Raw genomic sequence first — 23,358 nt, 5'->3', positions numbered from 1 at the left:
CTCAGCACGGTGACCAGACGTCGCGCAAACCCCGGCGCCGATGTCCATCGCGCCCCACGACGGTTTCGGCATGCCACAGCGAAGATACGATCGCCTGTTCGCAGGCATCGGCTGTCGCTTCGAACAATCCATCCAACAGGGTTTCATGCAGCATCGCAATAGCAGGCATTACAGTCTCGCGATCCTGGGCGATGGTATAAGCAGTCGAAAAGGCCAAAGAAATATCGCCACTGCCGTGCCCCATGAAAGAGCCCATTCTTGCCAAACCAACACCGGCTCGCGCGCTGAGACGTCGCAACTGTCGTGCATCAAGAGGAGCATCGGTCGCCACAAGCATGATGATGGAACCTTTTTCCGGTCCCGCATCATGCGAGAGGTTCAACCCAATGCGCTCGCCTCGTATCGTCAAATGAGGAAGACGACCAAAATTAGACAATACAAGCACGCCAACTGTATGGTCTTGTACAACCCGGGAAGATGATCCGATCCCACCCTTCAGACCAAAACAGGACATCCCCCGTCCGGCCCCGATCGCACCTTCTTCAAACTTGGCCGATGCGGCTGAGCAAGCCTGTAAATAATGTCCGGATTCAACGGCAAAAGACTGTATGTCATTGAGAAAACCATCATTGCATTCAAACACAAGGGGATTGACCGTCGGCAGGCTGCGTCCAATTTCGGGATGCATTCCGATCGCCTGTTGAATTTGAGCCTGCGCCACAGCCGAAACACTGAAGGTGTTGGTCAATGCGATCGGCGTCTCCAGCACTCCAAGCTCTTCGACTTGAATCAGCCCGACTGACTTTCCAAAACCGTTGAATACTGTGGCCGCGGCAGGAACTTTGTTCCAAAACAATGAGTCCGAACGGGGGTAGACCACAGTCACCCCCGTTTGTATGGGGCCATTGTTCAATGTGCAATGGCCAACCCGCACTCCCGGTACATCCGTAATTGCATCCAGTGGCCCCGAACCCAAGGTTCCGATCCTTGGCATATCTGATCGTATCGAATGAGCGTTCATTTTTATCTACGGTCTATCTTGGGATCAAGTGCATCGCGCAGGCCATCGCCAAGCAGATTGAATGCCAGCACAGTCAAAAAAATCGCCAATGCCGGAAAAATCGCCACATGCGGCGCAATCACCATATCGGACCGGGCTTCATTGAGCATTGCTCCCCATTCGGGCGTCGGCGGCCGCGCGCCCATGCCCAGAAACGAAAGACTCGCCGCCGTGATAATCGAGGTGCCGATCCGCATTGTTCCATACACCACAATTGATGAAATCGTGCCTGGCAAAATATGGCGCAAGATGATTGTGCTGTCGGATGCGCCAATGCTTCTTACCGCCTCGACATAGGTCATGTGTTTGAGCGATAACGTATTGCCACGAACAAGTCGGGCGAAGGCAGGCACGCTAAAAACTGCGACGGCGACAATCACATTGACCATGCTTGAACCAAGGATCGCCACGACTCCAATCGCAAGCAGCATCCCCGGAAATGCGAGCAACACGTCCGAAATCCGCATGGTCACGCGGTCCCACCAACCCTGATAGTAGCCGGCCATCAAGCCCATCAACGATCCGATCATTGCACCGATTGCCACTGACAGCAAACCTGCCGCGAGCGAAATACGCGCGCCCATTAATACCCGACTGAAAATATCGCGACCCAATGCATCGACCCCAAACCAGTGGGTCGCGGATGGCGGGTCGTTCAACGCGTCATAGTCGAAATAGTCTTCCGGATCGAAAGGAACGATCCAGGGTGCCAGTATGGCGACAATCACCAGAAAAATGACGAAAGCACCGGCAATCATCGCGAGTCGTTGCTTACCAAACTTGCGGTAAAACTCAGACCATGGGGTGCGCAGACGCGCTGCTTGTGACATCGTGCCCCCTATTTGAAACGAATCGCGGGATTGATCGCACCATAGAGCACGTCAACCATGAGATTAATCAGAATGAATTCAAACGAAAACAGCAAGACCAAGCCTTGTATGACCGGATAATCACGCTGATTGACCGCATCGACCAACAATCGCCCCATACCGGGCCAATTGAAAACGGTTTCGACGACAATCGAACCACCAAGCAAGAAGCCGAACTGCAGCCCCATCATCGTGACAACCGGGATCAAGGCATTACGCAACGTGTGCTTGAAGATCACAACTGGCTCGGACAAACCTTTTGCACGTGCCGTCCGCACAAAATCGTCTTGAATCACCTCGACAAACGATGCGCGCGTGAACCGCGCCATCACAGCAGCCACCGCAGCGCCGAGGGTGATCGACGGCAAAATGAAGTGCTTCCAGCCATCGGCACCAACAGTAGGCAACCAGCCGAGTTTCACCGAAAAAACTTGCATCAGCATCATGCCCAGGGCGAAAGCCGGAAAGGAAATGCCGGAAACAGCAAGTGTCATGCCAAGTCGATCCGGCCATTTGTTGCGCCAGACCGCGGAAGAAATGCCAAGCGCCATTCCGACCAAAACGGACCAGAGCATGCTCCATATGGTAAGCCAGAGAGTGGGCATGAAACGCTCGGCGATTTCCCGCGTGACCGGGCGCTTGGTCCGGATGGACTTGCCCAGATCCGCGTGAAGCAAATCGTAAAAATAGCGGACAAACTGCTCAGGCATGGGCCGATCCAATCCAAGGTCCTGACGCACCAGCTCGACAGTTGCCTGATCCGCATCGGGCCCGGCTACCAATCGAGCCGGATCACCCGGCAACATATGAACGAACAGAAACACGATCACCGTCACAATCAGCAGTGTCGGGATCATGCCCAGTAGTCGTCGCACCAAGTATGAAAGCATGAGTGTTTGTTCCGCGCGATGACGATTACTTCAGGTCAATATCGCCAAACCACAACGATGTATCAGGCTCAACGTAGACGCCGGACAGGTTCTTGCTACGCACATACACGTTATTGGCTGTCACGAGAAACGCCCAGGGTGCATCTTTCCAGATTTGCTCCTGCGCTTCTTTGTAAAGTGCCGTTTTTTCATCCCGGTTGCTAACGGTCAACGCGCGCATGATGTTGGCGTCCACTTTGGGGTTGGAGTAATAAGCCGTGTTATTCATGACAGGCGGAAACGCTGGAGTGCTGAGCAACGGACGCAATGCCCAATCAGCTTCGCCGGTTGAAGACGACCATCCTGCATAATAAATGCGAACTTTGGCGTCTTCAGGTTTTTGGACCTGATTCACGCGCTGCACGCGTTGGCCGGACTCGAGGATCTCGATCGACGTTTTAATGCCGACCTGACTGAGTTGCTGCTGCAGGAACTGCACAACCTTGACGGAGGTGCCGTCGTTATAAGCGGACCATAGCGTTGTTTCGAAGCCATTCGGATAGCCGGCCTGGGCGAGCAGCTCTTTTGCCTTTTTGGGGTCATAGGGCCAGGGTGCCATCTTGACCGCGTAATCAACACCCATCGGCACAACACCCGCCAATGGAGTCGCATAACCAGAAAACGCTACTTTGGCCAAAGCCTGTTTATTGATCGCATAATTGATTGCTTCGCGAACGCGAACATCACTGAATGGCTTAACCTGCGTGTTCATCGAAAGATAACGCGCCATGATCGATTGCGAATCATCGATCACATCAAGCTTGGGATTTTTTTCCAGAACGGCGATTTGCTCGTAGGGAATGGGAAACGCGAACTGCGCCTCGCCAGTCTGCATCACAGCTGCGCGGGTATTGTTGTCAGGCACTGTGCGGAAAGTCAATGTGTCTACTTTGGGATAGCCCTTGTTCCAGTAACCATCGAACTTGGCTACTTTCATGTATTCGGAGGGTTTCCACTCGACGAACTTGAATGGGCCGGTGCCGACCGGGTTCTGGCCGATTTCCTTGCCGTATTTTTGCAATGCGGCGGGTGAAATAATCATGGCTGAAGGATGAGCCATCGCGTTGATGAAAGCCGAGAACGGTTCCTTCAAGGTAATGCGTACGGTTTGAGGGTCGACCACTTCGGTCTTTGCTACGCGATTAAACTGCGTATAGCGCGCCAGCTTGTTTTCGGGATTGGATACGCGATCGAACGTAACCTTGACGGCATTGGCATCAAAATCGGTGCCGTCATGAAATTTCACGCCACTGCGTAACTTGAACGTATAGACCAATCCATCCGGGCTAACCGAGTATTCAGTCGCCAGCTTGGGCTGGATTTTCAAATTCTTGTCGAATTCGTACAGGCCTTCGTAATACGCTTTGCCGGCGGCCTGATTCAACGTGCTGTTGGTATTGTAGGGATCCAGCGTTTCAAGCGCGATCGAAACCGCGAAAGTCACATCCTTAGCCGCCAGAACCATTGGGGCGGAAAGAACGCCATACGCCAACGCACATGCCGCCAAGGTGCGCGACGGGGAAAATCTTTTCAACATATCCATCTCCTGAAAAATCTTGTTGTGCTACTTGATTGAGATACTCGAACAACGCCTTGAAACAAAATTAATACGCGCCACCTACTCGATGACGCGCGACGAAATGATCGGGACCGACCTTTACAAGCGGCTCGACAACCGGCATATCATTCAAGCCCCGAATCGGACTCGGCAATTCGTCCGCAGAAACATCGAGCTTTGAATGACGTCGCGCAGGATCAGCCACAGGTACGGCCGACATTAATTTACGGGTGTACGGATGCTGAGGGTTCTGAAAAATCGCCCTGCGCGGACCAATTTCGACGATTTGACCCAAGTACATGACTGCGACACGGTGACTCACGCGTTCAACCACAGCCATATCATGCGAAATAAACAGGAAAGCGACCCCAAGATCCTGCTGGAGTTCTATCAATAAATTGATGATCTGCGCCTGAATAGACACATCAAGCGCTGAAACGGATTCATCGGCGATGACAACCTTGGGGTTTAACGCCAACGCGCGAGCGATACATATGCGCTGACGCTGACCGCCCGAAAATTCATGCGGATAACGTTGCGCCATCTCGGGGTGCAAGCCGACGCGCTCAAGCAACGAGGCCACCCGCTGACGAGCTTCATCCGGCGTTGCGACACGATGCACCAGCAATGGCTCCATAATCGAAAAACCGACCGTCATGCGCGGATCGAGCGATGCAAACGGATCCTGGAACACAAACTGGATATTGCGACGTAAAAACTGGAGCTTGTTATTTGCAAGCGTCACGACATTTTGACCATCGAATTCGATTTCACCCGACTGAGCATCGACAAGCCGCAACAGCGCTCGCCCGGTCGTGGACTTGCCGCATCCGGACTCCCCGACAAGCCCTAGCGTTTCGCCGGGAAACAGATCGAAGCTGACTTGTTCAACCGCATGTACCCTGCGCTGAACGCGATTGAATATCCCGCCACGCAGGTCAAAGCGGGTCACGAGCTTGCGTACGCTCAGTATTGGCTTACTTGAATGGTACGGCAAAGGAATTTCCGGAGCGCTTTGCGGCGCGCTGGATGAATCAGGGCCGGCACCCCCATTTCTTGCACCACCTGATGAAGTCTTATCCACCTCAACCAGCTTGAATCTCGCAGGCAAATCCGTATCCCGCATCGAACCCAATTGGGGCACGGCAGAAAGCAATGCTTTCGTGTAGGGATGAACAGGCGCGTGGAAAATCTGCGTCGACAAACCCTCTTCGACTTTTTGACCTCGGTACATCACAAGCACGCGATCGGCGACTTCGGCCACCACGCCCATGTCATGCGTGATCAAAATCACGCCCATTTGCATTTCTTTTTGCAGGTCCCTGATTAACTGCAGAATCTGCGCTTGAATCGTCACATCCAGCGCGGTGGTCGGCTCGTCCGCGATCAAAAGCGCAGGCTTGCATGCCAGCGCCATGGCAATCATGACACGCTGACGCATTCCTCCGGACAATTGATGCGGATAGCGGCCCATCACAGATCGCGCTTCGGGAATCCGGACTTGCTCAAGCAATCGCAATGTTTCTGCGCGGGCAGCCGTCACCGTCGCGTTTTGGTGCAACCGAATCGATTCGGCGATCTGCTCGCCAGCAGTAAAAACGGGATTAAGCGATGTCATCGGCTCTTGAAAGATCATCGCCATGTCTGCGCCGCGAACCGATCGCATCGTTGCGGGATTCGCCCGATACAAGTCGATCACTGACTGATCGCGCCTGCGCAATGCCATTGCGTCGGAATGGATCTTTCCGCCACCTTGTTCGATCAATCGCATTAGTGCAAGAGAAGTAACGGACTTTCCCGAACCGGATTCACCGACAATGGTCAATGTTTCGCCACGATCCACATGAAAAGTCAAATTGCGCACGGCCTGGACAGTGCGCTCAGCCCCTTCGAAACGAACACTCAAATCGTATATTTGCAAAACCCGATTGTCGGGCATGGTCAAAGACGAATTCATGAACGATAAATTTCCGTCACGGGAGCTTGTCCAGGATGAGCATAACCTCGATACATCCCTTCGGTATTAAAAGGCATGATGAAATGACCTTGCGCGTCCACGGCAATCAGCCCTCCCTTGCCGCCTATGGACGGAAGCTCTTCGAACATGACCGCGTTGCAAGCCTGCTCTAAAGTTTGACCCGCGTACCGCATGCGTGCGGCAATATCGTACGCAGCGACTTTGCGAATATACATTTCTCCGGTCCCCGTGGCGGAAACCGCGCATGTCTGATTGCTGGCGTAAGTGCCCGCCCCGATCACGGGCGCATCACCAACACGTCCGACTTGCTTGTTCGTAATACCGCCCGTCGATGTCGCAGCAGCCAGATTGCCATGCTGATCCAGCGCAACCGCACCAACGGTTCCGAACTTCTTATCCATATCCAGCGGATGAATCTCGGCAGCAGGCTGGTTTTCGACCTTCGACTGGCCATCATGATCCAGCACAGCCGCATCGGGGTTTTCGCGTCTCACACGCTCGAGCTGCTCAAGACGCGATGGCGTGGAAAAATACGAAGGATCGACGAGCTCAAGACCTTGAGCCGCCGCGAATCTTTCGGCGCCTTCGCCGACAAAAAAGACATGGCGACTCGCCAGCATGACCTGACGTGCGGCAAGAATCGGATTGCGGATGCGATGCACGTTGGCGATCGCTCCGGTTCTCAGTGTGAGGCCATCCATGATCGCCGCGTCAAGTTCATGTGTGGCATCACTGGTGAACACGGCGCCGCGCCCGGCGTTAAACAAGGGACAATCCTCGAGACCGACTACAGCCGCAGTCACAGCCTCGACTGCGGAGCCGCCCTGCTCGAGTATTTTTTGCCCGCTTCTCAATATGTCGGCTAGCGCCTGATGATACTCACGCTCTTTTTCCGACGTCATCGCGCTGCGACTGATCGCCCCAGCTCCGCCGTGTATCACAATGACCGGTTTCATGCGGCTACGCCAGTCACATCCAGTTTTGCACCCGTTTGCGACTGAATTTCATCGACAGTCACGCCCGGCGCAAGCTCGATCAGCTTTAGGCCATGAGGTGTGACTTCCATCACACCCAAGTCGGTAATGATCATATCGATGACGCCAACACCAGTGAGGGGCAACGTGCATTTGGGTAGCAATTTCATATCAACCGTACCGTCTTTTTTACGGGCGACATGTTCCATCAGAACAATCACGCGACCGACTCCGGCGACCAGATCCATTGCTCCGCCCATGCCCTTGACCATCTTGCCTGGGATCATCCAGTTGGCCAGGTCGCCTGTTTCGGAAACCTGCATAGCGCCTAGAATGGCCAGGTTGATCTTGCCACCGCGAATCATTGCGAAAGAGTCGGCAGATGAGAATATCGACGACCCGGGCAGCGTCGTTACCGTCTGCTTGCCTGCATTAATCAAGTCGGGATCGACTTCGCTATCCAGGGGGAACTGACCGATACCGAGCAAACCGTTTTCGGACTGCAGCCAAACTTCGATGCCCTTGGGCACATGATTCGCCACTAGCGTCGGCAAGCCGATTCCAAGGTTGACGTAATAACCATCTTTCAATTCACGGGCCGCGCGTGCGGCCATTTCATCTCGATTCCATGCCATGTTTTTGACTCCTCAGTTCGCCTGGCGAACGGTGCGTTGTTCGATGCGTTTTTCAGGGTTTGCGTTAATCACGATGCGATGAACGTAAATACCCGGCAAATGGATCTGATCGGGATCCAGCGAACCGTTTTCAACCACCTTTTCAACCTCGACCACGGTCAGTTTGCCGGCCATTGCCACAGGAGGATTAAAGTTGCGCGCTGTTTTATGGAATATCAGGTTGCCGCTCTTATCGGCGATGTATGCCTTGACCAGCGAAATTTCAGGCGTCAAGGCACGCTCCATGACGTATTTCTTGCCATCGAACTCGCGAATGTCCTTGCCGTCGGCCACAATCGTACCGACCCCCGTTGCGGTGAAAAATGCCGGAATGCCTGCCCCGCCCGCACGCAACCGCTCAGCAAGCGTGCCCTGTGGCGTAAATTCAAGCTCAAGCTCGCCTGACAAATACTGGCGCTCGAATTCCTTGTTTTCGCCAACATAGCTGGCAATCATTTTTCGGACTTGGCGGGTTTTGAGCAAAATACCCAAACCAAAATCGTCTACACCGGCATTGTTGCTGATGCACGTCAAGTTTTTTACGCCAAGATCGCGCACGGCATCGATCAGAGCTTCGGGGATTCCGCACAATCCGAATCCGCCCACACCCAGGGTCTGCCCGTCCTTAAGAATGTCCGACAGCGCTTCTTTGGCGCTTGGGTAAATCTTATTCATGCATCCTGCTCCTTCTGATTAGATAAGTGAGATTATCAGCGTTTCATGACCCGCGACAAGGCTTCAAGCACATCGGCCGGCCAGGGATGGGACTTATCAGCCTTGAAATCCATCCAAACCATCACCGATCGGCCTTGGGCCCTGAGTTCTGCCTTGTCGCCGTCAACCACCGAAAGATCCACCTCATGCTCCATGCTGGAGCGCCCGATCCGGATCAAGCGGTGAGTCACCCGCACAGTCGCGGGATAAACAATCGATTTCTTGAAATCGCAAGAACAATGCACCACGACCGGGCCGAATTGACTCGACTGAGGGGCGTGACTGGTATAGAACATGCTGATACGCCCTTCTTCCATATAGCGGAAATAAACCGCATTATTCAGGTGATTCAGGGCATCGGCATCCGCCCAGCGCATGGGAACATCAATTTCGTATGTATCTCCGACCCTTAGAGGACCATTTTCCGCTGCTGTCACAAACTTCTCCGCAAGATTTGCAAAAGTATAGGTTTGGATCTTTGCAAGGCAAACACTAGGTAAGACAACGGCCTGTGCAATACAATCCCGTGATTAAACATCATACTTTGAAGCTAGGAGACCCTCATGTCCGAACGTGAATCGATGGAATATGACGTCGTCGTCGTGGGCGGTGGCCCGGGCGGATTGGCGACGGCCATCCGGCTCAAGCAGCTGGCCGCCGAACGTGATCACGACATTTCCGTATGCGTTCTTGAAAAAGGCAGCGAGATCGGCGCACACATTCTATCGGGTGCTGTCATGGACCCCCAGGCGCTGACCGAGCTGATTCCGGACTGGAAGGAAAAAGGTGCTCCGCTCGATACGCCGGTCATTGAGGACGAATTCCTGTTTCTGAGTGAAACCGGAGCAAAAAAGACGCCCGACTGGTTGCTGCCCGAGTGTTTCCATAACAAGGGAAATTACATTGTCAGCCTGGGCATGGTTGCCCGATGGCTGGGAGAACAGGCCGAGGCCCTGGGTGTGGAGATCTTCCCTGGTTTTGCGGCAGCCGAAGTGCTTTATGACGAAAAGGGGGCCGTGAGAGGCGTAGCCACCGGTGACATGGGTGTCGGTCGCGATGGCCAACCTACGGACCATTACCAGCAAGGCATGGAGCTTCTGGCCAAGTACACCATTTTTGCAGAGGGCGCGCGAGGGCAACTCGGCCGCCAACTGATCGAGAAATTCAAACTCGACGATGGTCGCGACCCCCAAAGCTACGGCATAGGCATCAAAGAACTCTGGGAAGTCGATCCCTCCAAGTCACGCCCCGGTCTGGTGGTACACACCGCAGGCTGGCCTTTGGACTCGGACACCTACGGCGGATCGTTTCTTTACCACCTGAATAACAACCAGGTCGCCGTTGGCATGGTGGTTGGATTGGACTACGCCAATCCCTGGCTTTCACCTTTCGAAGAGTTTCAGCGCTATAAAACGCATCCCGCAATTCGCTCCACTTTCGAAGGCGGCAAGCGCATTGCCTACGGCGCACGCGCGATCACAGCGGGCGGATTGCTGTCGCTGCCTAAATTAGTGTTCCCCGGTGGCGCGCTCGTGGGTTGCGAAGCCGGATTCCTGAATGCTTCACGCATTAAAGGCAGTCACGCAGCGATCAAGTCCGGCATGATGGCGGCTGAAGCCGCTTTCGATGCACTGGTTGCAGAGCGCAGCCACGATGAATTGCCCGCCTACCCTGCAGCCTTCAAAACATCCTGGTTGCACACTGAGCTCAATAAGGCCCGCAATTTCAAGCAATGGTTCAAGAAAGGCCGGACGATTGCAACTGTCATGACAGGCATAGAACAGTGGTTGCTCAAAGGCAACATGCCCTGGACCATCCATCGCACCAAGGCCGATCATGCCTGTCTGCAACCTGCAGCGCTGTGCACCAAGATCGAGTATCCAAAACCCGATGGCGTGCTTACTTTCGATCGCCTGAGCTCGGTGTTCATCTCCAATACCAATCATGAAGAAAACCAGCCGATTCATCTGACACTGAAAGACGCTTCAGTACCGGTCAAGGTCAATCTTGAGACGTATGGCGGACCGGAGGCTCGTTACTGTCCTGCCGGCGTGTACGAATTCGTCAAGGAGGACGATGGTTCTGATCGCCTGCAAATCAATGCCCAGAACTGCGTGCACTGCAAAACCTGCGACATTAAGGATCCGACCCAGAACATCGTCTGGGTCACGCCGCAAGGCGGAGAAGGTCCGGTTTACAGCAGCATGTAAGCTCCTCACGCTCCTTACGGCCTCGTTCAAATGCGGGGCCGTTTTTATTTGGTGATACTTTGAAAACAGAAACCAAGGGCATGCTGTTAGGGTTATGGGCGGTGGCTCTGTTCAGCCTGACGCTACCCGCGACCAGGCTTGCGCTTGAATCGTTTGACCCCCTGTTCGTTGCAACAGGTCGTGCGTCGCTTGCAGCTCTGCTTGCCGCGATGTTTTTGATACTGGGCAAACATCGTTTTCCAAACCCGAGCGAGCTCAAATACTTATTGCTCGTGATCCTGGGCGTGGGCTTTGGGTTTCCGATTTTTACCGCGCTCGCCATGAAGCACGTCGATGCATCCCACGGGGGAGTCATGCTTGGCATCATGCCGCTTACCACTGCGGCTGCGGGTGCCTTGCTATTCAAGGAAAGGCCCTCAATAGGCTTCTGGGTCATGGCCTTGATCGGAAGCGCACTCGTGATTGCGTTTTCGCTGATTCGGGGAAGCGGAGCCTTGCAATGGGCTGATCTGGCTCTTTTACTAGCGGTCGTAACCGGATCGATCGCATACGCAACAGGCGGTTTTCTCTCCAAAACACTGGGTGGATTGCAAGTCATTTCCTGGGCACTGGTGATCGCATCACCAGTGCTAGTGGTAATTGCGACAATGTACGCACCGGATTTCAGTCATGTGACGATTCGAGGCTGGACGGGTTTTGTCTATGCGGCACTCATCAGTCAGTATTTAGGATTTCTTCCCTGGTTCAAGGGCATGGCGCTGGGCGGGATCGCCAGAGTCGGCCAAACCCAGCTAGTACAGCCTTTTCTAACCTTAATAGCTTCAGCTATGCTGCTTGGCGAAAATTTGGATACGATGACGTTGGCATTTGCTATTTTAGTGTTTTTTGTCGTAGCCGCAGGCAGAAAATTCGGCGTCAAACGCTGATTCAAAAATCGATTAAAAACCTTTCGGTCGAAAATATTCATCGACCCCGGAGACTGAAATGAGTGCACGTCCGCAAGCCCAGCCAACAGTACAAATCGATAACGATCGTGCGATCGTGACAGAATGGAAATTCACGCCCGGAGCCGAAACAGGCTGGCATACCCACGGGCACGACTACATTGTTGTGCCGATGACCAACGGTCTGCTTCATCTTGAAACGCCGGATGGGCTAAAAGCATTTGAATTAGTCGCCGGACAATCGTACACACGCAACGCCGGCGTGAATCACAACGTGATCAATGCCAGCGATCAGGTTGTGATTTTCGTGGAAATAGAAATCCGCTAGAAAGGCGCGAATCCGAGTGCCTGACGGAAACGGTTCTTTACATGCACCCCGTCTCTCGATGGCAACGCACGCGGTAAATCGATTGCCTTGATGAAGACCTGAGCGAAATTGACGCCGGCGCGTTTATGCACGCCTTCAACCACTGTCGCAATATCCTTGATGTCGTGGACTTCATAAGCATTTGCGATGCCACAGGCTCGCGCCACCGCAGCCAGGCTTGTGCCGTGACTGGTGTGACTCAACTGCATGCCGGTTTCGCCGAAATGTCCGTTATCCAGCACAACAATTGTCAGATTAGCGGGTTTTTGCGCACTGATTGTCGCAAGTCCGCCGATACCCATCAATTGTTCGCCATCACCCGTCACAACGACAACCTGCTTTTCGGGCTGGGCAATCGCAAGCCCGAGTCCGATTAGCGCAGCCCCTCCCATCGCTCCCCAGAGATAAAAGTTTTTGTCGCGATCACCCGCTGCGAAAACGTCATAGGTTGGTGAGCCCAGGCCCGTGACAATCAATGCATCAGGACATTGATCAATCAATTTCTTCACAAATTCTCGGCGATCAATAGTCGCTGCAGTCGTATCTCGTGTTGTCATGTTCGCCTCCTTAATTGCGGATCCACTTTTTGCGGCCAATGAGGCTTTGCGACAGCAAAACCGCGACTTGCTCGCCACCTTCGAAAGCCGCATCAAGCGCGGCACTGACGACATCCTCCACTTCGTCGGCGCGCTCGGCGCGCAAAACCGTGATTCCCATCAGTTCCATAGAACCTTGCGTCGCTTTGCTCATGGGTACTTGCCATGGATTGAATTCGGCATACTCGCCGCGCATCGTGACCAAAGTCAAAAAGGGAAATCGGCAACTCTGCAGCAAGGACATCATATTGATGCAATTGCCCACGCCGCTGCTTTGCATCAGCAAAGTCGAACGTTGTCCGCCAAGCCAGGCGCCACTGGCGACAGCCACACCTTCCTCTTCGGTGGTCAGCACGATGCCGCGCATCTGGGGATCGGCGTGCACACGACGGATGACATGCGCATGACCCGCGTCCGGAACATAGGAAACCTGCTTGATTCCGCCACTTTTAAGCACCTGATAGATGGACTCTTGCCAAGGATTGGTTGGTTGTTCTTCACTCATGATTTTGAACCAAAGTAGTTGGGTAGGATTCAATCATATTTTGTAATGTATTTATTAGTAAAATAAAAATAACTGATTGAATGAATCACGAATTGATATGGCTTGTCGCGTCAAACTCGCATCAAACCCTGGTTTAAAGCACGTTTGTCCGAAGTAGCAGTTCCATGCAAGAATGCACTTATACAAAACTAAAATCAGGGAGACCAAATTATGATTCACGTTCTGGCCATCATCACCGCCAAACCCGGCATGCGCGATCAAATTCTTACCCATTTCCGCGCCAACGTTCCTGCTGTCAGGGCAGAAGATGGTTGTATCGAATACGGTGCCGCGGTGGATGCCGAGCCGGCTATGCTGGCGCAATGGGGTCCCGATACCTTTGTCGTGATCGAAAAATGGGAAAGCCGCGAAGCCCTTAAGGCGCACGCCGCTGCGCCACACATGGTCGCCTACGGCGCCAAGACAAAGGAGATGATCGCCGAGCGCGTGATTCACGTAATGTCACCAACCTGATGAGACTGGCATGAGCAACGAACGCAAAGAGCATGCTCACGGACATCACCATGACCATGGGCATGGACACCACCATGATCACGACCATGAAATGTCCGAACTTTCCGACATCGACCTGCGCGTTCGGGCGCTTGAATCACTCCTGATAGACAAGGGTTATATCGATCCTCAGGCACTGGATGTTCTGATCGAAACATACGAAACCAAAGTCGGTCCGCGCAATGGCGTTCATGTCGTGGCCAAAGCCTGGCACGATCCGAAATTCAAACAGTGGCTACTCGACGATGCGGATGCCGCAATCGGTTCGCTTGGTTATGTCGGGCGACAGGGCGAACACATGGTTGTGGTCGAAAATACGCCCGATACCCACAACATGGTCGTCTGCACGCTGTGCTCGTGCTATCCCTGGCCCGTTTTAGGACTGCCCCCCGTCTGGTACAAGTCTGCACCTTACCGATCACGGTCTGTCATCGACCCGAGAGGCGTTCTCAAAGAATTCGGCGTCCAACTACCTGACAGTACAAAAATCACAGTATGGGATTCCACCGCTGAAATTCGTTATCTCGTCCTGCCGATGCGACCAGACGCAACGCAAGGATGGACTGAAGAACAGCTATCGGCTCTCGTGACGCGCAATTCGATGATCGGCTGCGGATTGGCGATCGATCCGGCCGACCTAAGGGAGTGATGCATGAATAACGTTCACGACATGGGCGGTATGCAAGGCTATGGTCCGGTTATTGTTGAAGCCAACGAGCCTCTGTTTCATCATCCCTGGGAAGCCCGTGCGCTCGCCATTACCCTTGCAATGGGTGCAACAGGCAAATGGAATATCGATCAAGCCAGGTCGACAAGAGAAAGTCTGCCGGCAGCTCAATACCTCTCGATCAGTTACTACCAAATCTGGATTGAAGCTCTGCAGAGACTACTCATCCAAACGGGCTTGATCACACCGGAGGAAGTCAATTCAACGCATGCGCTCGTACCACCTGTAGAGGGTGTGCGCACATTATCGAAAGATCATGTCGCAGCCACGCTGGCGCGAGGCGGCCCGACTGCACGACCCGCACAAACCGACGCTTTGTTTGCTGTCGGACAAAAAGTCCGTACCAGACAAATGAACCCCACTACCCACACCCGCTTGCCCCGTTACTGTCGCGACAAGACCGGAACGATTGCCGCCATCCATGGTGCGCACGTTTATCCCGACACCAACGGACAGGGACTGGGCGAACACCCGAAATGGCTTTATACCGTGAGATTCGAAGCCGAAGAGTTATGGGGAGCAGACACAACCGCATCAACGATATGCGTTGACTGCTGGGAGCCTTATCTTATGGCGGTGACAGCATGAATCTGAAGTGTGATCAAAATTCGGTTCCGTTAATGAGTCTCGATGAAATCCGAGTTGCGCTTCCCGGCTTGCCGGTTGACGATGAGGGCCCCGTGTTTGCAGCCCCCTGGCAGGCTCAAGCATTTGCCATGACCCTTGCGCTGCATGAACGCGGTCTATTTAGCTGGAACGAATGGGCAGACACGTTATCGCAAACAATCAAACAAGCACAAAACGATGGGGATCCCGATACAGGCGAAACGTATTATCAGCATTGGCTTGCCGCACTTGAGCGAATCGTGAAACTTAAAAAGTTGCTGGATACCGCAACATTGGCTCAACGAAAACAAGATTGGGCCGATGCCGCGTCGCATACTCCGCACGGACAGCCCATTGTCCTGAATCACGCGCGCTAGGGACGACAACAAGGCCAAATAATAAAAACGGCCACTATCGTAAAAAAAAAATGGAAAACATGAACACCGCCGCCTGGGTGGTGACTGCAATTGCGGTTCTGATTACAGGCATTTCAAAATCAGGACTAGGTGGAGCGCTGGGTGGTTTAGCCGTACCGTTTCTTGCAATGTGGATTTCTCCGCGTGACGCGGCCGCGGTCATGCTACCAATCCTGATTGCCATGGATATGTTTGGTATCAGGGCCTGGCGCGGTCAAGCTGACTGGCATGACTTAAAAGTTCTGATACCCGGTGCATTGGTCGGAATCGTGATTGGAACATTCGCATTTGGCGTGTTATCCGATCAACTGGTTAAGGGAATGATAGGCTCTATCGCCATACTTTTCAGTCTCGATCGATTGATCAGACAGCGCGGGCAGGCACAATCGACCACGCGTCCATCCAAGCCATTTGGATGGCTATGCGGCGCCGGATCCGGCTTCACCAGTACCCTTGCGCATGCTGGTGGACCTCCGATAATGATTTATCTATTGTCGTGGAAGCAGCGTCGTGAAACCTTCGTGGCCACAACCGTATTTTTTTTCACTGTGATCAATCTGGCGAAGGTGCCTTTTTACATTGGACTGAACCTCTTCACGGCCGAAACACTCAAGATGTCGCTGATGTTTATGCCACTAGTGCCAATTGGTGTCTGGCTTGGAATGCGCATACTCAAACTCATCCCGGAACGCCCATTTTTTTACTTCGCAACGATTGCGCTGGGCTTGTCCGGCCTCAAGCTTCTGTGGGACAGCATGGCGTGACATGCCCCACTTCAGCTTTCAAGATATGATTAAGCGATCAAAAAAATTAACAAATTTCAAATTTGAAGGGGCATGACATGCTGGATCCACAATGTAAAAATATCATTGACCTAGTGATCGAAAAGGGCATCCCTCCAACGCACACCCTGACACCGGCTGCCGCGCGCGAATCGTATGCACAGCGCCGTTTTTTTGCACAAAACGATCCAGCCGAGGTTGCCGAAGTTCACCACCTGAGCGTACCGGGTCCTGGCGGTGAAATCACGCTACGCGGCTACCGTCCGATCGGCAGCACTGCCGATCAGATTCTTCCCTGTCTGGTCTATTACCATGGAGGCGGCCACGTCATCGGAGACCTGGACACACACGATGTGCTTTGCCGTGATCTGTCCAATTACGCACATTGCACCGTTTATGCCGTCCACTATCGTCTGGCGCCGGAGCATATCTTTCCTGCAGCTTTTGATGATTGTCTGGCCGCAACGCAATGGGTGCATGTCAATGCCGCTTCGCTAAAAATAGACCCGGCCCGAATCGCTATCGGTGGCGATAGCGCCGGTGGGCAATTGGCGGCCACAGTTGCATTGGGGTTGAAAAAATCGAATAGCTTCAAGCCTGCACTGCAACTGCTGATCTATCCGATGACCGATGCCACCGCCAAAGAAGGCTCCATGATCACCAACGCGCAGGGTTATTTGCTGACCAAGGATTCGATGGATTATTTTCTGGGCCACTATATGCCTGAAGAATGGATGCGCAAGGACTGGCGGGGATCGCCCTTTCTGGCGGATGATCATGCAGGGCTGCCCCCCGCTTTTGTCATCACGGCAGGCTACGATCCATTGCGAGACGAGGGAAGCAAATACGCCGACAAGCTCTCGGCAAGCGGTGTGCCTACTCAATACATCTGCTTCGAAAGACAAATCCATGGATTTGTACCGATGGGCCGCGTCATCACCGAGGCCAACACCGCAGTCAAACTTTGCGCGCAAGCATTGAGAGATCGCTTCGGAAATTGAAGCTCAAGTCCGCACCAGGAGGTGATGCACGACGTCAAGCAAAACCTGGGCGCCTTGAATCAATTGCACATCATCCGTATGTTCTCGCGGATTGTGGCTCACTCCGCCTCGACTTGGCACGAAAATCATAGCCGACGGGGCGATCCGGGCAATCATCTGCGCATCGTGACCTGCGCCCGAGGTGATCCGCATGGTTGAAAAACCAAGCCGTTTCGATGAGGCTTCAATTTCATTTCTGAGATCAAGGTCAAATTCCACCGGTTCGAAACGCACCAGCCTTTCGCTTTCGATCTTCACGCCTTCTCGCTCGGAGATGCTGGCTAAAAATCCGGCTAATTTTTTTTCGGCTGCCAAAAGCTTTTGTTCATCCGGATCGCGCAAATCAACTGTGAACTCAGCCTTGCGAGGGATCACATTGATCAAATCCGGTTCAAAACGTATCGATCCCGTTGTCGCCAATGTCGTACCATTCGAGGTATTCGCAACCTGTTCGCGCAAAAAGGCTACAACAGCGGCTGCGACATACCCGGCATCATGCCGCAGTCGGATAGGCGTTGTGCCGGCATGATTGGCCGTGCCCTGCACAGTGATTTTTTGCCAGGATATTCCTTGTAAATTGTCGACAACTCCAATCTCATATCCTTCAGCTTCCAGGATGGGGCCTTGTTCGATGTGCAATTCAAGATACTCTCGCGGAAGGACTTCACCGGGACGCATATCCCCGGCATAGCCAATGCGCGAGAGTTCATCTCCCAAACGCGTGCCATCCGTACCTATGGCATCGAGCGCCTCATCAAGCGCCAGGCCACCGGCATACACAAGAGACCCCATCATGTCAGGCTGGTACCGCACGCCCTCTTCGTTTGTGAATGCCGCCACAATAATCGGGCGCCGGGGCTTCGCTCCTGCCCTACGATAGGCTCGAACGACCGCCAAACCGGCAAGAACGCCGTAACATCCATCCAATGCACCGGCATGACGAACGGAGTCGATGTGAGAACCGATCATCAGCGACGTGTGATTGATCTCAGGATTTTCAGAATGCATAATTCCGAAAATATTGCCGATGCCATCGATACGCACATCAAGATCAAGATCATTCATCCAGCGAACCAGTTGATCGCGACCACGCTTCTCGTCATCAGTTAACGCAATCCGTGTCCGACCTCCGAAGTCGACATCAAATCCAATCGCACCCAAGATTTCAATCTGCTCAAGCAGAGTTTGCGCATCCAACTGAAGAGAAGTTTCCGACATGGTGTTTTATTTGAACAGTAAATCCGGCTTTATTTAAATAGGCACGTTAAAAGTCGCTTTGGATCGTTGCATTGCTACATATGTCTTGAAACCTTTGATGTTGCCGGAATCAAAGAACAGTTCTCGCGTAAGTTGTTCGTATTCAGTCATGTCTTTGACATTCATGATCAGCATAAAATCAAAATCGCCCGTGACGTAATAAACCTGTTGCACTTGCGGACAATCGACAAATCTTTTTTTAACGGCATCAAAAAGATCAAGACGTTCATTTTCAAGCTTGACTTCAACCAGGATCGTAATCGGCCTATTCACCAAAGCAGGGTCGACAACAGCCACTGTTGATGTGATGACACCAGCCCCTTCCATTGCAGCAATGCGTCGATTCACCGCTGAAGGCGATAAATTGACCGATTCGGACAGTTGGCGTTGAGTAAGCTTGCTGTCGACCTGTAACAAACGCAAAAGCTTCAGGTCGTAAGCATCCAGATGCATGATGAGTTGATCTCTTGTGAAAAGTCCTACGCTGGCGGGAAGATTCAAGAATGATGATGGATGATTTTTGCAGATTTGATCGATGTCAGGTTGCGAATTTGAACCCTTTATCGACCTAAATTTGCAACATTATTGCGCGGCTCTGCTTATATTATTTCCATCAATCTACTTTTGCTTGCGACTTGACATGATTCACGCCAATAAAAAAGCCTCGTGCGAACATTATCCGACCGATCTGAAATGCATCATGAACATGGATATTGCCGATGAAAACCTTTCATGGCTTTATCAATGGGATCAAATACGCAACAGCGCGACTCCGCTCTACGACCTTCCGGATTTGGCATCCGATTTAGGAGTTGGAAAAATTTTCGTCAAAGATGAATCCGTACGGTCTACGCTGGAAAGCTTCAAGGCTTTGGGCGCGCCCATTGCGCTGATTCGCTTGATCTTGCGTCGCTGGAAAAACCAACGGCTTGATCCGATCGCGCTATTCAAGGGCGAACATGCCGAACTACTTAAAAATTTCACTGTGGTAAGCGCAACCGATGGAAACCACGGCCGAGCACTTGCCGCCGCCGCTCAAGCGACGGGATGCGCTTGCGTAATCGTTTTGCATGCGAATGTCAGTCAGGAGCGTGAGGATGCGATAGCCGCATATGGGGCAAAGATCATCCGTATTACAGGCAACTACGACGAGTCCGTCGAAGAAGCCGCGCGCTTGGCAAAATCGAATGGATGGGATGTTGTTTCGGATACTTCATATGAAGGATATCAAGATGTGCCCCGCGATGTGATGCAGGGCTATAGTGCAATTGGATCGGAAGTGTTGCAACAGGCACAGGCAAACCCTGACCATGAGTGCCCGTTTACCCACGTATTTCTCCAGGGCGGTGTCGGCGGCCTGGCTGCCGGCATCATGAGCTACATGTGGGAATTCATGGGTGCGAACCGACCAAGATTCATCGTCGTCGAACCGCAACAAGCAGATTGCCTGCTTCAAAGCGCCATTAAAGGCCACGCAGCCAAAGCAACTGGCTCTGTTGATTCGGTCATGGCCGGCCTGGCCTGCGGCGAGGCATCGCCAATTGCCTGGAAATTCCTCGATCAGGGCGTCGATTTTTTCATGACTGTTTCAGATCAAGATGCAATTGAGGCAATGAAACTGCTTGCAGCCGGCAATAAACGAGACATTCCGATTGTTTCGGGTGAATCCGGTGCAGCGGGATTGGCAGGTTTGCTCGTATTGATGAAAGATCAATCGGCATCCAGGCTTGTCGGCCTGGACAAAGCCTCGCGCATACTTGTTATCAACTCCGAAGGCGCTACCGCTCCCTCGGTTTATGGACAACTGGTCGGAGAGACTTCGGCATCCGTTCTAAGTCGCCAAAAGGAGTGGCTAGCGCACTGAATAACGCCCCCGCGTCAACAGGGGCGCAAGCATAAATGCTTAGTGATTGTCCCTCGGCACGGCACTGCCGCTGCATCCCACCAGGAAATCGAAGTCCACGCCCTCGTTAGCCTGATTAACATGCTCGACATACAGCTTGTAATAACCACGATCGAGTGGCGGCTTGGGAGGCTGCCACTTGAGCTTGCGCTTGGCCAACACTTCTTCACTAACATCCAGATGTAGGCGGCGTTTGGCCACATCCAGCTCGATCATGTCGCCGTTTTCAACCAGGGCCAGCACTCCACCTGCGGCAGCTTCGGGAGCCACGTGCAAGACCACCGTCCCGTAGGCTGTTCCGCTCATGCGCGCATCCGAAATGCGGATCATGTCGGTAATGCCCTTTTTCAAAATCTTTGGCGGCAAGGGCATGTTACCTACTTCCGCCATACCCGGATAGCCTTTGGGACCGCAGTTCTTCAGGACCATAATGCAATTCTCATCGATGTCCAGTTTTGGACTATCGATGCGTTTGTGGAAATCCTCGATATTTTCGAAAACTACTGCACGGCCGCGATGCTTAAGAAGCTTAGGTGTCGCAGCCGATGGCTTGATGATTGCGCCATCGGGACACAAATTGCCGCGCAATACAGCGATGCCGGTATTCTTTTTGAATGGCTTTTCCCAAGTGGTAATCACATCACGGTTCCAGCACTCGGCTTTTTTGTTGTTATCCCAGATGCTATTTCCTGTCACGGTTAACGCTTTCTTGTTCAGCAGTCCCTGTTCACCCAGTGTGCGCAAGATCACAGGCAATCCGCCGGCATAACAGAAGTCTTCCATCAGGTACTTGCCGCTTGGCATCAGGTTGAGCAGTGTGTGAACATCGCGACCAAATTTATCCCAGTCATCGACGCTCAGTTCAATGCCAATACGCCGCGCAATCGCAATCAAGTGAATCACGGCATTTGTCGAACCGCCAATAGCGGCATTGGTGCGAATCGCGTTCTCGAAAGCTTGGCGGGTCAAAATCTTGTCCAGCGTAATATTGTCTTTCACCATTTGAACGATACGGCGTCCCGATTCGCGCGCCAGTACGTTGCGGCGCGCGTCGACTGCCGGATACGCGGCATTGCCCGGCAACGACACCCCGAGCGACTCCACCATGCTCGCCATCGTGGATGCCGTGCCCATCACCATGCAACTGCCATGGGAGCGATGCATGCATGATTCAGCCTCATGAAATTCATCAAGTGTCATTTTTCCGGCACGCACGTCTTCCGACATCGACCAGGTATTGGTTCCTGAACCAATATTCTGGCCACGATATTTACCGCTTAGCATCGGACCGCCGGAAACACCAATCGTAGGAATGTTGACGCTTGCCGCGCCCATCAGCAAAGACGGCGTGGTCTTGTCGCAACCAAAAAGCAACACCACGCCATCAAGCGGATTAGCGCGAATCGTTTCTTCGACATCCATACTGGCAAGGTTACGCAACAGCATCGCGGTTGGACGAACCAGCGTCTCGCCAAGTGAAGTCACCGGAAACTCAAGCGGAAATCCACCGGCCTCCAGAATCCCTTGGCGAACCTGATCGGCCAGCACCCGAAAATGCGTATTGCAAGGCGTGAGCTCGGACCATGTATTGCAAATGCCAATGACAGGGCGGCCATCGAACTGATCATGAGGAATACCGCGATTTTTGGTCCAGCTACGATAGATGAATCCATAAATGTCGTTGCGTGAAAACCATTGGCTTGAACGGCTGTTCCATGAAGGTTTCTTGTTTGTCCCGGATTTTTTATTCGACTTGGCCACAATCGGCTCCCTGTTCATTAGGCAACGATGGCGCCTTTAACTTGGCGCCATCGGAACTGCGGATTACTTCTTGAATGCAACAACTTCCTGGCGCTGCTCGCCCAGGCCTTGAATACCCAGAGTCATCACATCGCCCGCTTTCAGGAAGCGTGGCTTGGGTTTGATGCCCATGCCCACTCCGGGAGGCGTACCGGTGGTGATAATGTCGCCGGGCATCAGTGTCATGAATTCGCTGACATAACTGATGATGGTCGCTGCGTCGAAAATCATGGTCTTGGTGTTGCCGGTCTGAAAGCGCTTGCCGTTGACATCCAGCCACATATCAAGCTTTTGCGGATCCTTGATTTCGTCGGTCGTGACCAGCCATGGACCGACCGGACCGAAGGTGTCGCAACCCTTACCCTTGTCCCACGTACCGCCTCGCTCAAGTTGATATTCACGCTCGGACACATCATTGACCACGCAATATCCGGCAACATGGCTCAGTGCGTCTTTCTTGGTGACATAGCGTGCCTTTTTACCGATCACGATGCCGAGTTCAACTTCCCAGTCGGATTTCTTGGAGCCTTGCGGCAACATGACTTTATCGTTCGGACCGGACAAGCTGGTATCGGCTTTGAAGAACATGATGGGCTCTTTCGGAATCGGCATGCCCGCTTCGGCTGCGTGATCCGAATAGTTCAGACCGATCGCTAGAAACTTGCCCACACCTGTGAAGGGGACACCGAAGCGTGGCTTGCCTTTAACCAGCGGCAGCTTGGAGGTATCAAGCTTGGCAAGTTTGGCCAAAGCTGATTTCGATAATTGATCAGGCGTAATGTCTTCGATCACTTTGGATAAATCGCGCAATTTACCGTCACGATCAATCAGACCCGGTTTTTCTTTTCCTTTAGCGCCATAACGTACAAGTTTCATGAATACTCCTTTTGTGAATGG

At 52.9% G+C, this 23,358-nt stretch carries 25 protein-coding genes; 10 read left to right on the top strand and 15 right to left on the bottom strand.

All coding sequences use genetic code 11. The features are described 5' to 3' along the window. Window position 1: 1 nt before the first annotated feature. From G3I67_RS08170 to G3I67_RS08130, 9 genes are all read right to left on the bottom strand, one after another. The gene (locus tag G3I67_RS08170; protein ID WP_235931789.1) at window positions 2–1,021 is read right to left on the bottom strand and encodes a DmpA family aminopeptidase; all 1,020 of its coding nucleotides are present in this window, start codon (window positions 1,019–1,021) and stop codon (window positions 2–4) included. Window positions 1,022–1,023: 2 nt separating this feature from the next. Beyond that, window positions 1,024–1,890 (bottom strand): glutathione ABC transporter permease GsiD, encoded by an 867-nt coding sequence (gene gsiD, locus G3I67_RS08165; protein WP_163654016.1) that lies wholly within the window; start codon window positions 1,888–1,890, stop codon window positions 1,024–1,026. Window positions 1,891–1,898: 8 nt separating this feature from the next. Continuing rightward, window positions 1,899–2,819, bottom strand: coding sequence for a glutathione ABC transporter permease GsiC (gene gsiC, locus G3I67_RS08160; protein WP_163654013.1), 921 nt, complete (start codon window positions 2,817–2,819; stop codon window positions 1,899–1,901). Window positions 2,820–2,844: 25 nt separating this feature from the next. Further along, window positions 2,845–4,395: a glutathione ABC transporter substrate-binding protein GsiB gene (gene gsiB, locus G3I67_RS08155; RefSeq protein ID WP_163654010.1), complete on the bottom strand. Its 1,551-nt coding sequence runs from the start codon at window positions 4,393–4,395 to the stop codon at window positions 2,845–2,847. Window positions 4,396–4,462: 67 nt separating this feature from the next. Then, the gene (locus G3I67_RS08150; protein WP_163654006.1) at window positions 4,463–6,373 is read right to left on the bottom strand and encodes a dipeptide ABC transporter ATP-binding protein; all 1,911 of its coding nucleotides are present in this window, start codon (window positions 6,371–6,373) and stop codon (window positions 4,463–4,465) included. Next, the gene (locus G3I67_RS08145; protein ID WP_163654003.1) at window positions 6,370–7,350 is read right to left on the bottom strand and encodes an isoaspartyl peptidase/L-asparaginase family protein; all 981 of its coding nucleotides are present in this window, start codon (window positions 7,348–7,350) and stop codon (window positions 6,370–6,372) included. Before G3I67_RS08145 ends, G3I67_RS08150 begins: the two co-directional genes overlap by 4 nt. Then, entirely contained in the window at window positions 7,347–8,003 is a 657-nt protein-coding gene (locus G3I67_RS08140) for a CoA transferase subunit B (protein WP_163654000.1), read from the bottom strand. The genes G3I67_RS08145 and G3I67_RS08140 overlap by 4 nt, the downstream gene beginning before the upstream one ends. A gap of 12 nt (window positions 8,004–8,015) precedes the next feature. Further along, the gene (locus G3I67_RS08135; protein ID WP_163653996.1) at window positions 8,016–8,717 is read right to left on the bottom strand and encodes a CoA transferase subunit A; all 702 of its coding nucleotides are present in this window, start codon (window positions 8,715–8,717) and stop codon (window positions 8,016–8,018) included. A 35-nt stretch (window positions 8,718–8,752) separates the two neighbouring features. Next, window positions 8,753–9,193 (bottom strand): acyl-CoA thioesterase, encoded by a 441-nt coding sequence (locus G3I67_RS08130; RefSeq protein WP_311197067.1) that lies wholly within the window; start codon window positions 9,191–9,193, stop codon window positions 8,753–8,755. 126 nt (window positions 9,194–9,319) lie between these two features. On the opposite strand from G3I67_RS08130, the gene G3I67_RS08125 reads away from it, so the two are divergent. Genes G3I67_RS08125 through G3I67_RS08115 form a run of 3 tightly spaced genes read left to right on the top strand, consistent with a single transcriptional unit; the run spans window position 9,320 to window position 12,238 of the window. Beyond that, window positions 9,320–10,966: an electron transfer flavoprotein-ubiquinone oxidoreductase gene (locus tag G3I67_RS08125; protein WP_163653993.1), complete on the top strand. Its 1,647-nt coding sequence runs from the start codon at window positions 9,320–9,322 to the stop codon at window positions 10,964–10,966. Window positions 10,967–11,025: 59 nt separating this feature from the next. Further along, window positions 11,026–11,892 (top strand): DMT family transporter, encoded by an 867-nt coding sequence (locus G3I67_RS08120; RefSeq protein ID WP_235931788.1) that lies wholly within the window; start codon window positions 11,026–11,028, stop codon window positions 11,890–11,892. A 58-nt stretch (window positions 11,893–11,950) separates the two neighbouring features. Continuing rightward, on the top strand, window positions 11,951–12,238 hold the full coding sequence (locus tag G3I67_RS08115) for a cupin domain-containing protein (RefSeq protein ID WP_163653991.1): 288 nt from the start codon (window positions 11,951–11,953) through the stop codon (window positions 12,236–12,238). Here G3I67_RS08115 and G3I67_RS08110 read toward each other — a convergent pair. Next, on the bottom strand, window positions 12,235–12,834 hold the full coding sequence (locus G3I67_RS08110; protein ID WP_163653988.1) for a thiamine pyrophosphate-dependent enzyme: 600 nt from the start codon (window positions 12,832–12,834) through the stop codon (window positions 12,235–12,237). The two genes, G3I67_RS08115 and G3I67_RS08110, sit on opposite strands and share 4 nt — an antisense overlap. Before the next feature lie 10 nt (window positions 12,835–12,844). Then, window positions 12,845–13,378: a thiamine pyrophosphate-binding protein gene (locus tag G3I67_RS08105; protein WP_163653985.1), complete on the bottom strand. Its 534-nt coding sequence runs from the start codon at window positions 13,376–13,378 to the stop codon at window positions 12,845–12,847. A gap of 210 nt (window positions 13,379–13,588) precedes the next feature. Here G3I67_RS08105 and G3I67_RS08100 point away from each other — a divergent pair, with 210 nt between their 5' ends. From G3I67_RS08100 to lipP1, 6 genes are all read left to right on the top strand, one after another. Then, window positions 13,589–13,891: a putative quinol monooxygenase gene (locus G3I67_RS08100; protein WP_163653982.1), complete on the top strand. Its 303-nt coding sequence runs from the start codon at window positions 13,589–13,591 to the stop codon at window positions 13,889–13,891. A 10-nt stretch (window positions 13,892–13,901) separates the two neighbouring features. Then, the gene (nthA, locus tag G3I67_RS08095) at window positions 13,902–14,579 is read left to right on the top strand and encodes a nitrile hydratase subunit alpha (protein WP_163653979.1); all 678 of its coding nucleotides are present in this window, start codon (window positions 13,902–13,904) and stop codon (window positions 14,577–14,579) included. A gap of 3 nt (window positions 14,580–14,582) precedes the next feature. Beyond that, window positions 14,583–15,245: a nitrile hydratase subunit beta gene (gene nthB / locus G3I67_RS08090; protein ID WP_163653975.1), complete on the top strand. Its 663-nt coding sequence runs from the start codon at window positions 14,583–14,585 to the stop codon at window positions 15,243–15,245. Next, entirely contained in the window at window positions 15,242–15,640 is a 399-nt protein-coding gene (locus G3I67_RS08085) for a nitrile hydratase accessory protein (RefSeq protein ID WP_235931787.1), read from the top strand. The genes nthB and G3I67_RS08085 overlap by 4 nt, the downstream gene beginning before the upstream one ends. 59 nt (window positions 15,641–15,699) lie before the next feature. Then, a complete protein-coding gene (locus G3I67_RS08080) occupies window positions 15,700–16,443 on the top strand; it encodes a sulfite exporter TauE/SafE family protein (protein ID WP_203583578.1) in 744 nt (247 codons plus the stop codon). 77 nt (window positions 16,444–16,520) lie between these two features. Next, complete coding sequence (gene lipP1 / locus G3I67_RS08075) at window positions 16,521–17,462, top strand: LipP1 family hormone-sensitive lipase (RefSeq protein WP_163653969.1); 942 nt, start codon at window positions 16,521–16,523, stop codon at window positions 17,460–17,462. Window positions 17,463–17,465: 3 nt separating this feature from the next. Here lipP1 and G3I67_RS08070 read toward each other — a convergent pair whose 3' ends face one another. Beyond that, on the bottom strand, window positions 17,466–18,719 hold the full coding sequence (locus tag G3I67_RS08070; RefSeq protein WP_163653966.1) for a Zn-dependent hydrolase: 1,254 nt from the start codon (window positions 18,717–18,719) through the stop codon (window positions 17,466–17,468). A 33-nt stretch (window positions 18,720–18,752) separates the two neighbouring features. Further along, complete coding sequence (locus G3I67_RS08065) at window positions 18,753–19,211, bottom strand: Lrp/AsnC family transcriptional regulator (RefSeq protein ID WP_163654140.1); 459 nt, start codon at window positions 19,209–19,211, stop codon at window positions 18,753–18,755. Between the two features lie 187 nt (window positions 19,212–19,398). Between G3I67_RS08065 and G3I67_RS08060 the strand changes: the two genes are divergently transcribed. Continuing rightward, window positions 19,399–20,622 carry a diaminopropionate ammonia-lyase gene (locus G3I67_RS08060; protein WP_163653963.1) on the top strand — a complete coding sequence of 408 codons (1,224 nt, stop codon included), beginning with the start codon at window positions 19,399–19,401 and terminating at the stop codon, window positions 20,620–20,622. 39 nt (window positions 20,623–20,661) lie between these two features. Here the strand turns inward: G3I67_RS08060 and G3I67_RS08055 are convergent, their stop codons facing one another. Together G3I67_RS08055 and G3I67_RS08050 are read right to left on the bottom strand one after the other, a co-directional pair. Continuing rightward, window positions 20,662–22,422, bottom strand: coding sequence for an IlvD/Edd family dehydratase (locus tag G3I67_RS08055; RefSeq protein WP_311197066.1), 1,761 nt, complete (start codon window positions 22,420–22,422; stop codon window positions 20,662–20,664). A 63-nt stretch (window positions 22,423–22,485) separates the two neighbouring features. Beyond that, the gene (locus tag G3I67_RS08050; protein ID WP_163653957.1) at window positions 22,486–23,337 is read right to left on the bottom strand and encodes a 2,4-didehydro-3-deoxy-L-rhamnonate hydrolase; all 852 of its coding nucleotides are present in this window, start codon (window positions 23,335–23,337) and stop codon (window positions 22,486–22,488) included. Window positions 23,338–23,358 lie beyond the last annotated feature (21 nt).

The organism is Sheuella amnicola (genome assembly GCF_010499255.1).
Taxonomy (GTDB): domain Bacteria; phylum Pseudomonadota; class Gammaproteobacteria; order Burkholderiales; family Burkholderiaceae_B; genus Zwartia; species Zwartia amnicola.
The sequence above is the reverse complement of the archived record's forward strand: the minus strand, read 5'-3'. Positions and strand labels throughout refer to the sequence as shown.

What these genes read in the sequence shown, in the direction of transcription:
- G3I67_RS08135 (WP_163653996.1), bottom strand. Translation starts at nt 8,717, where the DNA reads ATGAATAAGATTTACCCAAGCGCCAAAGAAGCGCTGTCGGACATTCTT.
- G3I67_RS08170 (WP_235931789.1), bottom strand. Translation starts at nt 1,021, where the DNA reads ATGAACGCTCATTCGATACGATCAGATATGCCAAGGATCGGAACCTTG.
- G3I67_RS08100 (WP_163653982.1), top strand. Translation starts at nt 13,589, where the DNA reads ATGATTCACGTTCTGGCCATCATCACCGCCAAACCCGGCATGCGCGAT.
- G3I67_RS08060 (WP_163653963.1), top strand. Translation starts at nt 19,399, where the DNA reads ATGATTCACGCCAATAAAAAAGCCTCGTGCGAACATTATCCGACCGAT.
- G3I67_RS08080 (WP_203583578.1), top strand. Translation starts at nt 15,700, where the DNA reads ATGAACACCGCCGCCTGGGTGGTGACTGCAATTGCGGTTCTGATTACA.
- nthA (WP_163653979.1), top strand. Translation starts at nt 13,902, where the DNA reads ATGAGCAACGAACGCAAAGAGCATGCTCACGGACATCACCATGACCAT.
- G3I67_RS08150 (WP_163654006.1), bottom strand. Translation starts at nt 6,373, where the DNA reads ATGAATTCGTCTTTGACCATGCCCGACAATCGGGTTTTGCAAATATAC.
- gsiC (WP_163654013.1), bottom strand. Translation starts at nt 2,819, where the DNA reads ATGCTTTCATACTTGGTGCGACGACTACTGGGCATGATCCCGACACTG.
- G3I67_RS08050 (WP_163653957.1), bottom strand. Translation starts at nt 23,337, where the DNA reads ATGAAACTTGTACGTTATGGCGCTAAAGGAAAAGAAAAACCGGGTCTG.
- G3I67_RS08145 (WP_163654003.1), bottom strand. Translation starts at nt 7,350, where the DNA reads ATGAAACCGGTCATTGTGATACACGGCGGAGCTGGGGCGATCAGTCGC.
- gsiD (WP_163654016.1), bottom strand. Translation starts at nt 1,890, where the DNA reads ATGTCACAAGCAGCGCGTCTGCGCACCCCATGGTCTGAGTTTTACCGC.
- G3I67_RS08125 (WP_163653993.1), top strand. Translation starts at nt 9,320, where the DNA reads ATGTCCGAACGTGAATCGATGGAATATGACGTCGTCGTCGTGGGCGGT.
- G3I67_RS08070 (WP_163653966.1), bottom strand. Translation starts at nt 18,719, where the DNA reads ATGTCGGAAACTTCTCTTCAGTTGGATGCGCAAACTCTGCTTGAGCAG.
- gsiB (WP_163654010.1), bottom strand. Translation starts at nt 4,395, where the DNA reads ATGTTGAAAAGATTTTCCCCGTCGCGCACCTTGGCGGCATGTGCGTTG.
- nthB (WP_163653975.1), top strand. Translation starts at nt 14,583, where the DNA reads ATGAATAACGTTCACGACATGGGCGGTATGCAAGGCTATGGTCCGGTT.
- G3I67_RS08065 (WP_163654140.1), bottom strand. Translation starts at nt 19,211, where the DNA reads ATGCATCTGGATGCTTACGACCTGAAGCTTTTGCGTTTGTTACAGGTC.
- G3I67_RS08115 (WP_163653991.1), top strand. Translation starts at nt 11,951, where the DNA reads ATGAGTGCACGTCCGCAAGCCCAGCCAACAGTACAAATCGATAACGAT.
- G3I67_RS08110 (WP_163653988.1), bottom strand. Translation starts at nt 12,834, where the DNA reads ATGACAACACGAGATACGACTGCAGCGACTATTGATCGCCGAGAATTT.
- G3I67_RS08105 (WP_163653985.1), bottom strand. Translation starts at nt 13,378, where the DNA reads ATGAGTGAAGAACAACCAACCAATCCTTGGCAAGAGTCCATCTATCAG.
- lipP1 (WP_163653969.1), top strand. Translation starts at nt 16,521, where the DNA reads ATGCTGGATCCACAATGTAAAAATATCATTGACCTAGTGATCGAAAAG.
- G3I67_RS08140 (WP_163654000.1), bottom strand. Translation starts at nt 8,003, where the DNA reads ATGGCATGGAATCGAGATGAAATGGCCGCACGCGCGGCCCGTGAATTG.
- G3I67_RS08085 (WP_235931787.1), top strand. Translation starts at nt 15,242, where the DNA reads ATGAATCTGAAGTGTGATCAAAATTCGGTTCCGTTAATGAGTCTCGAT.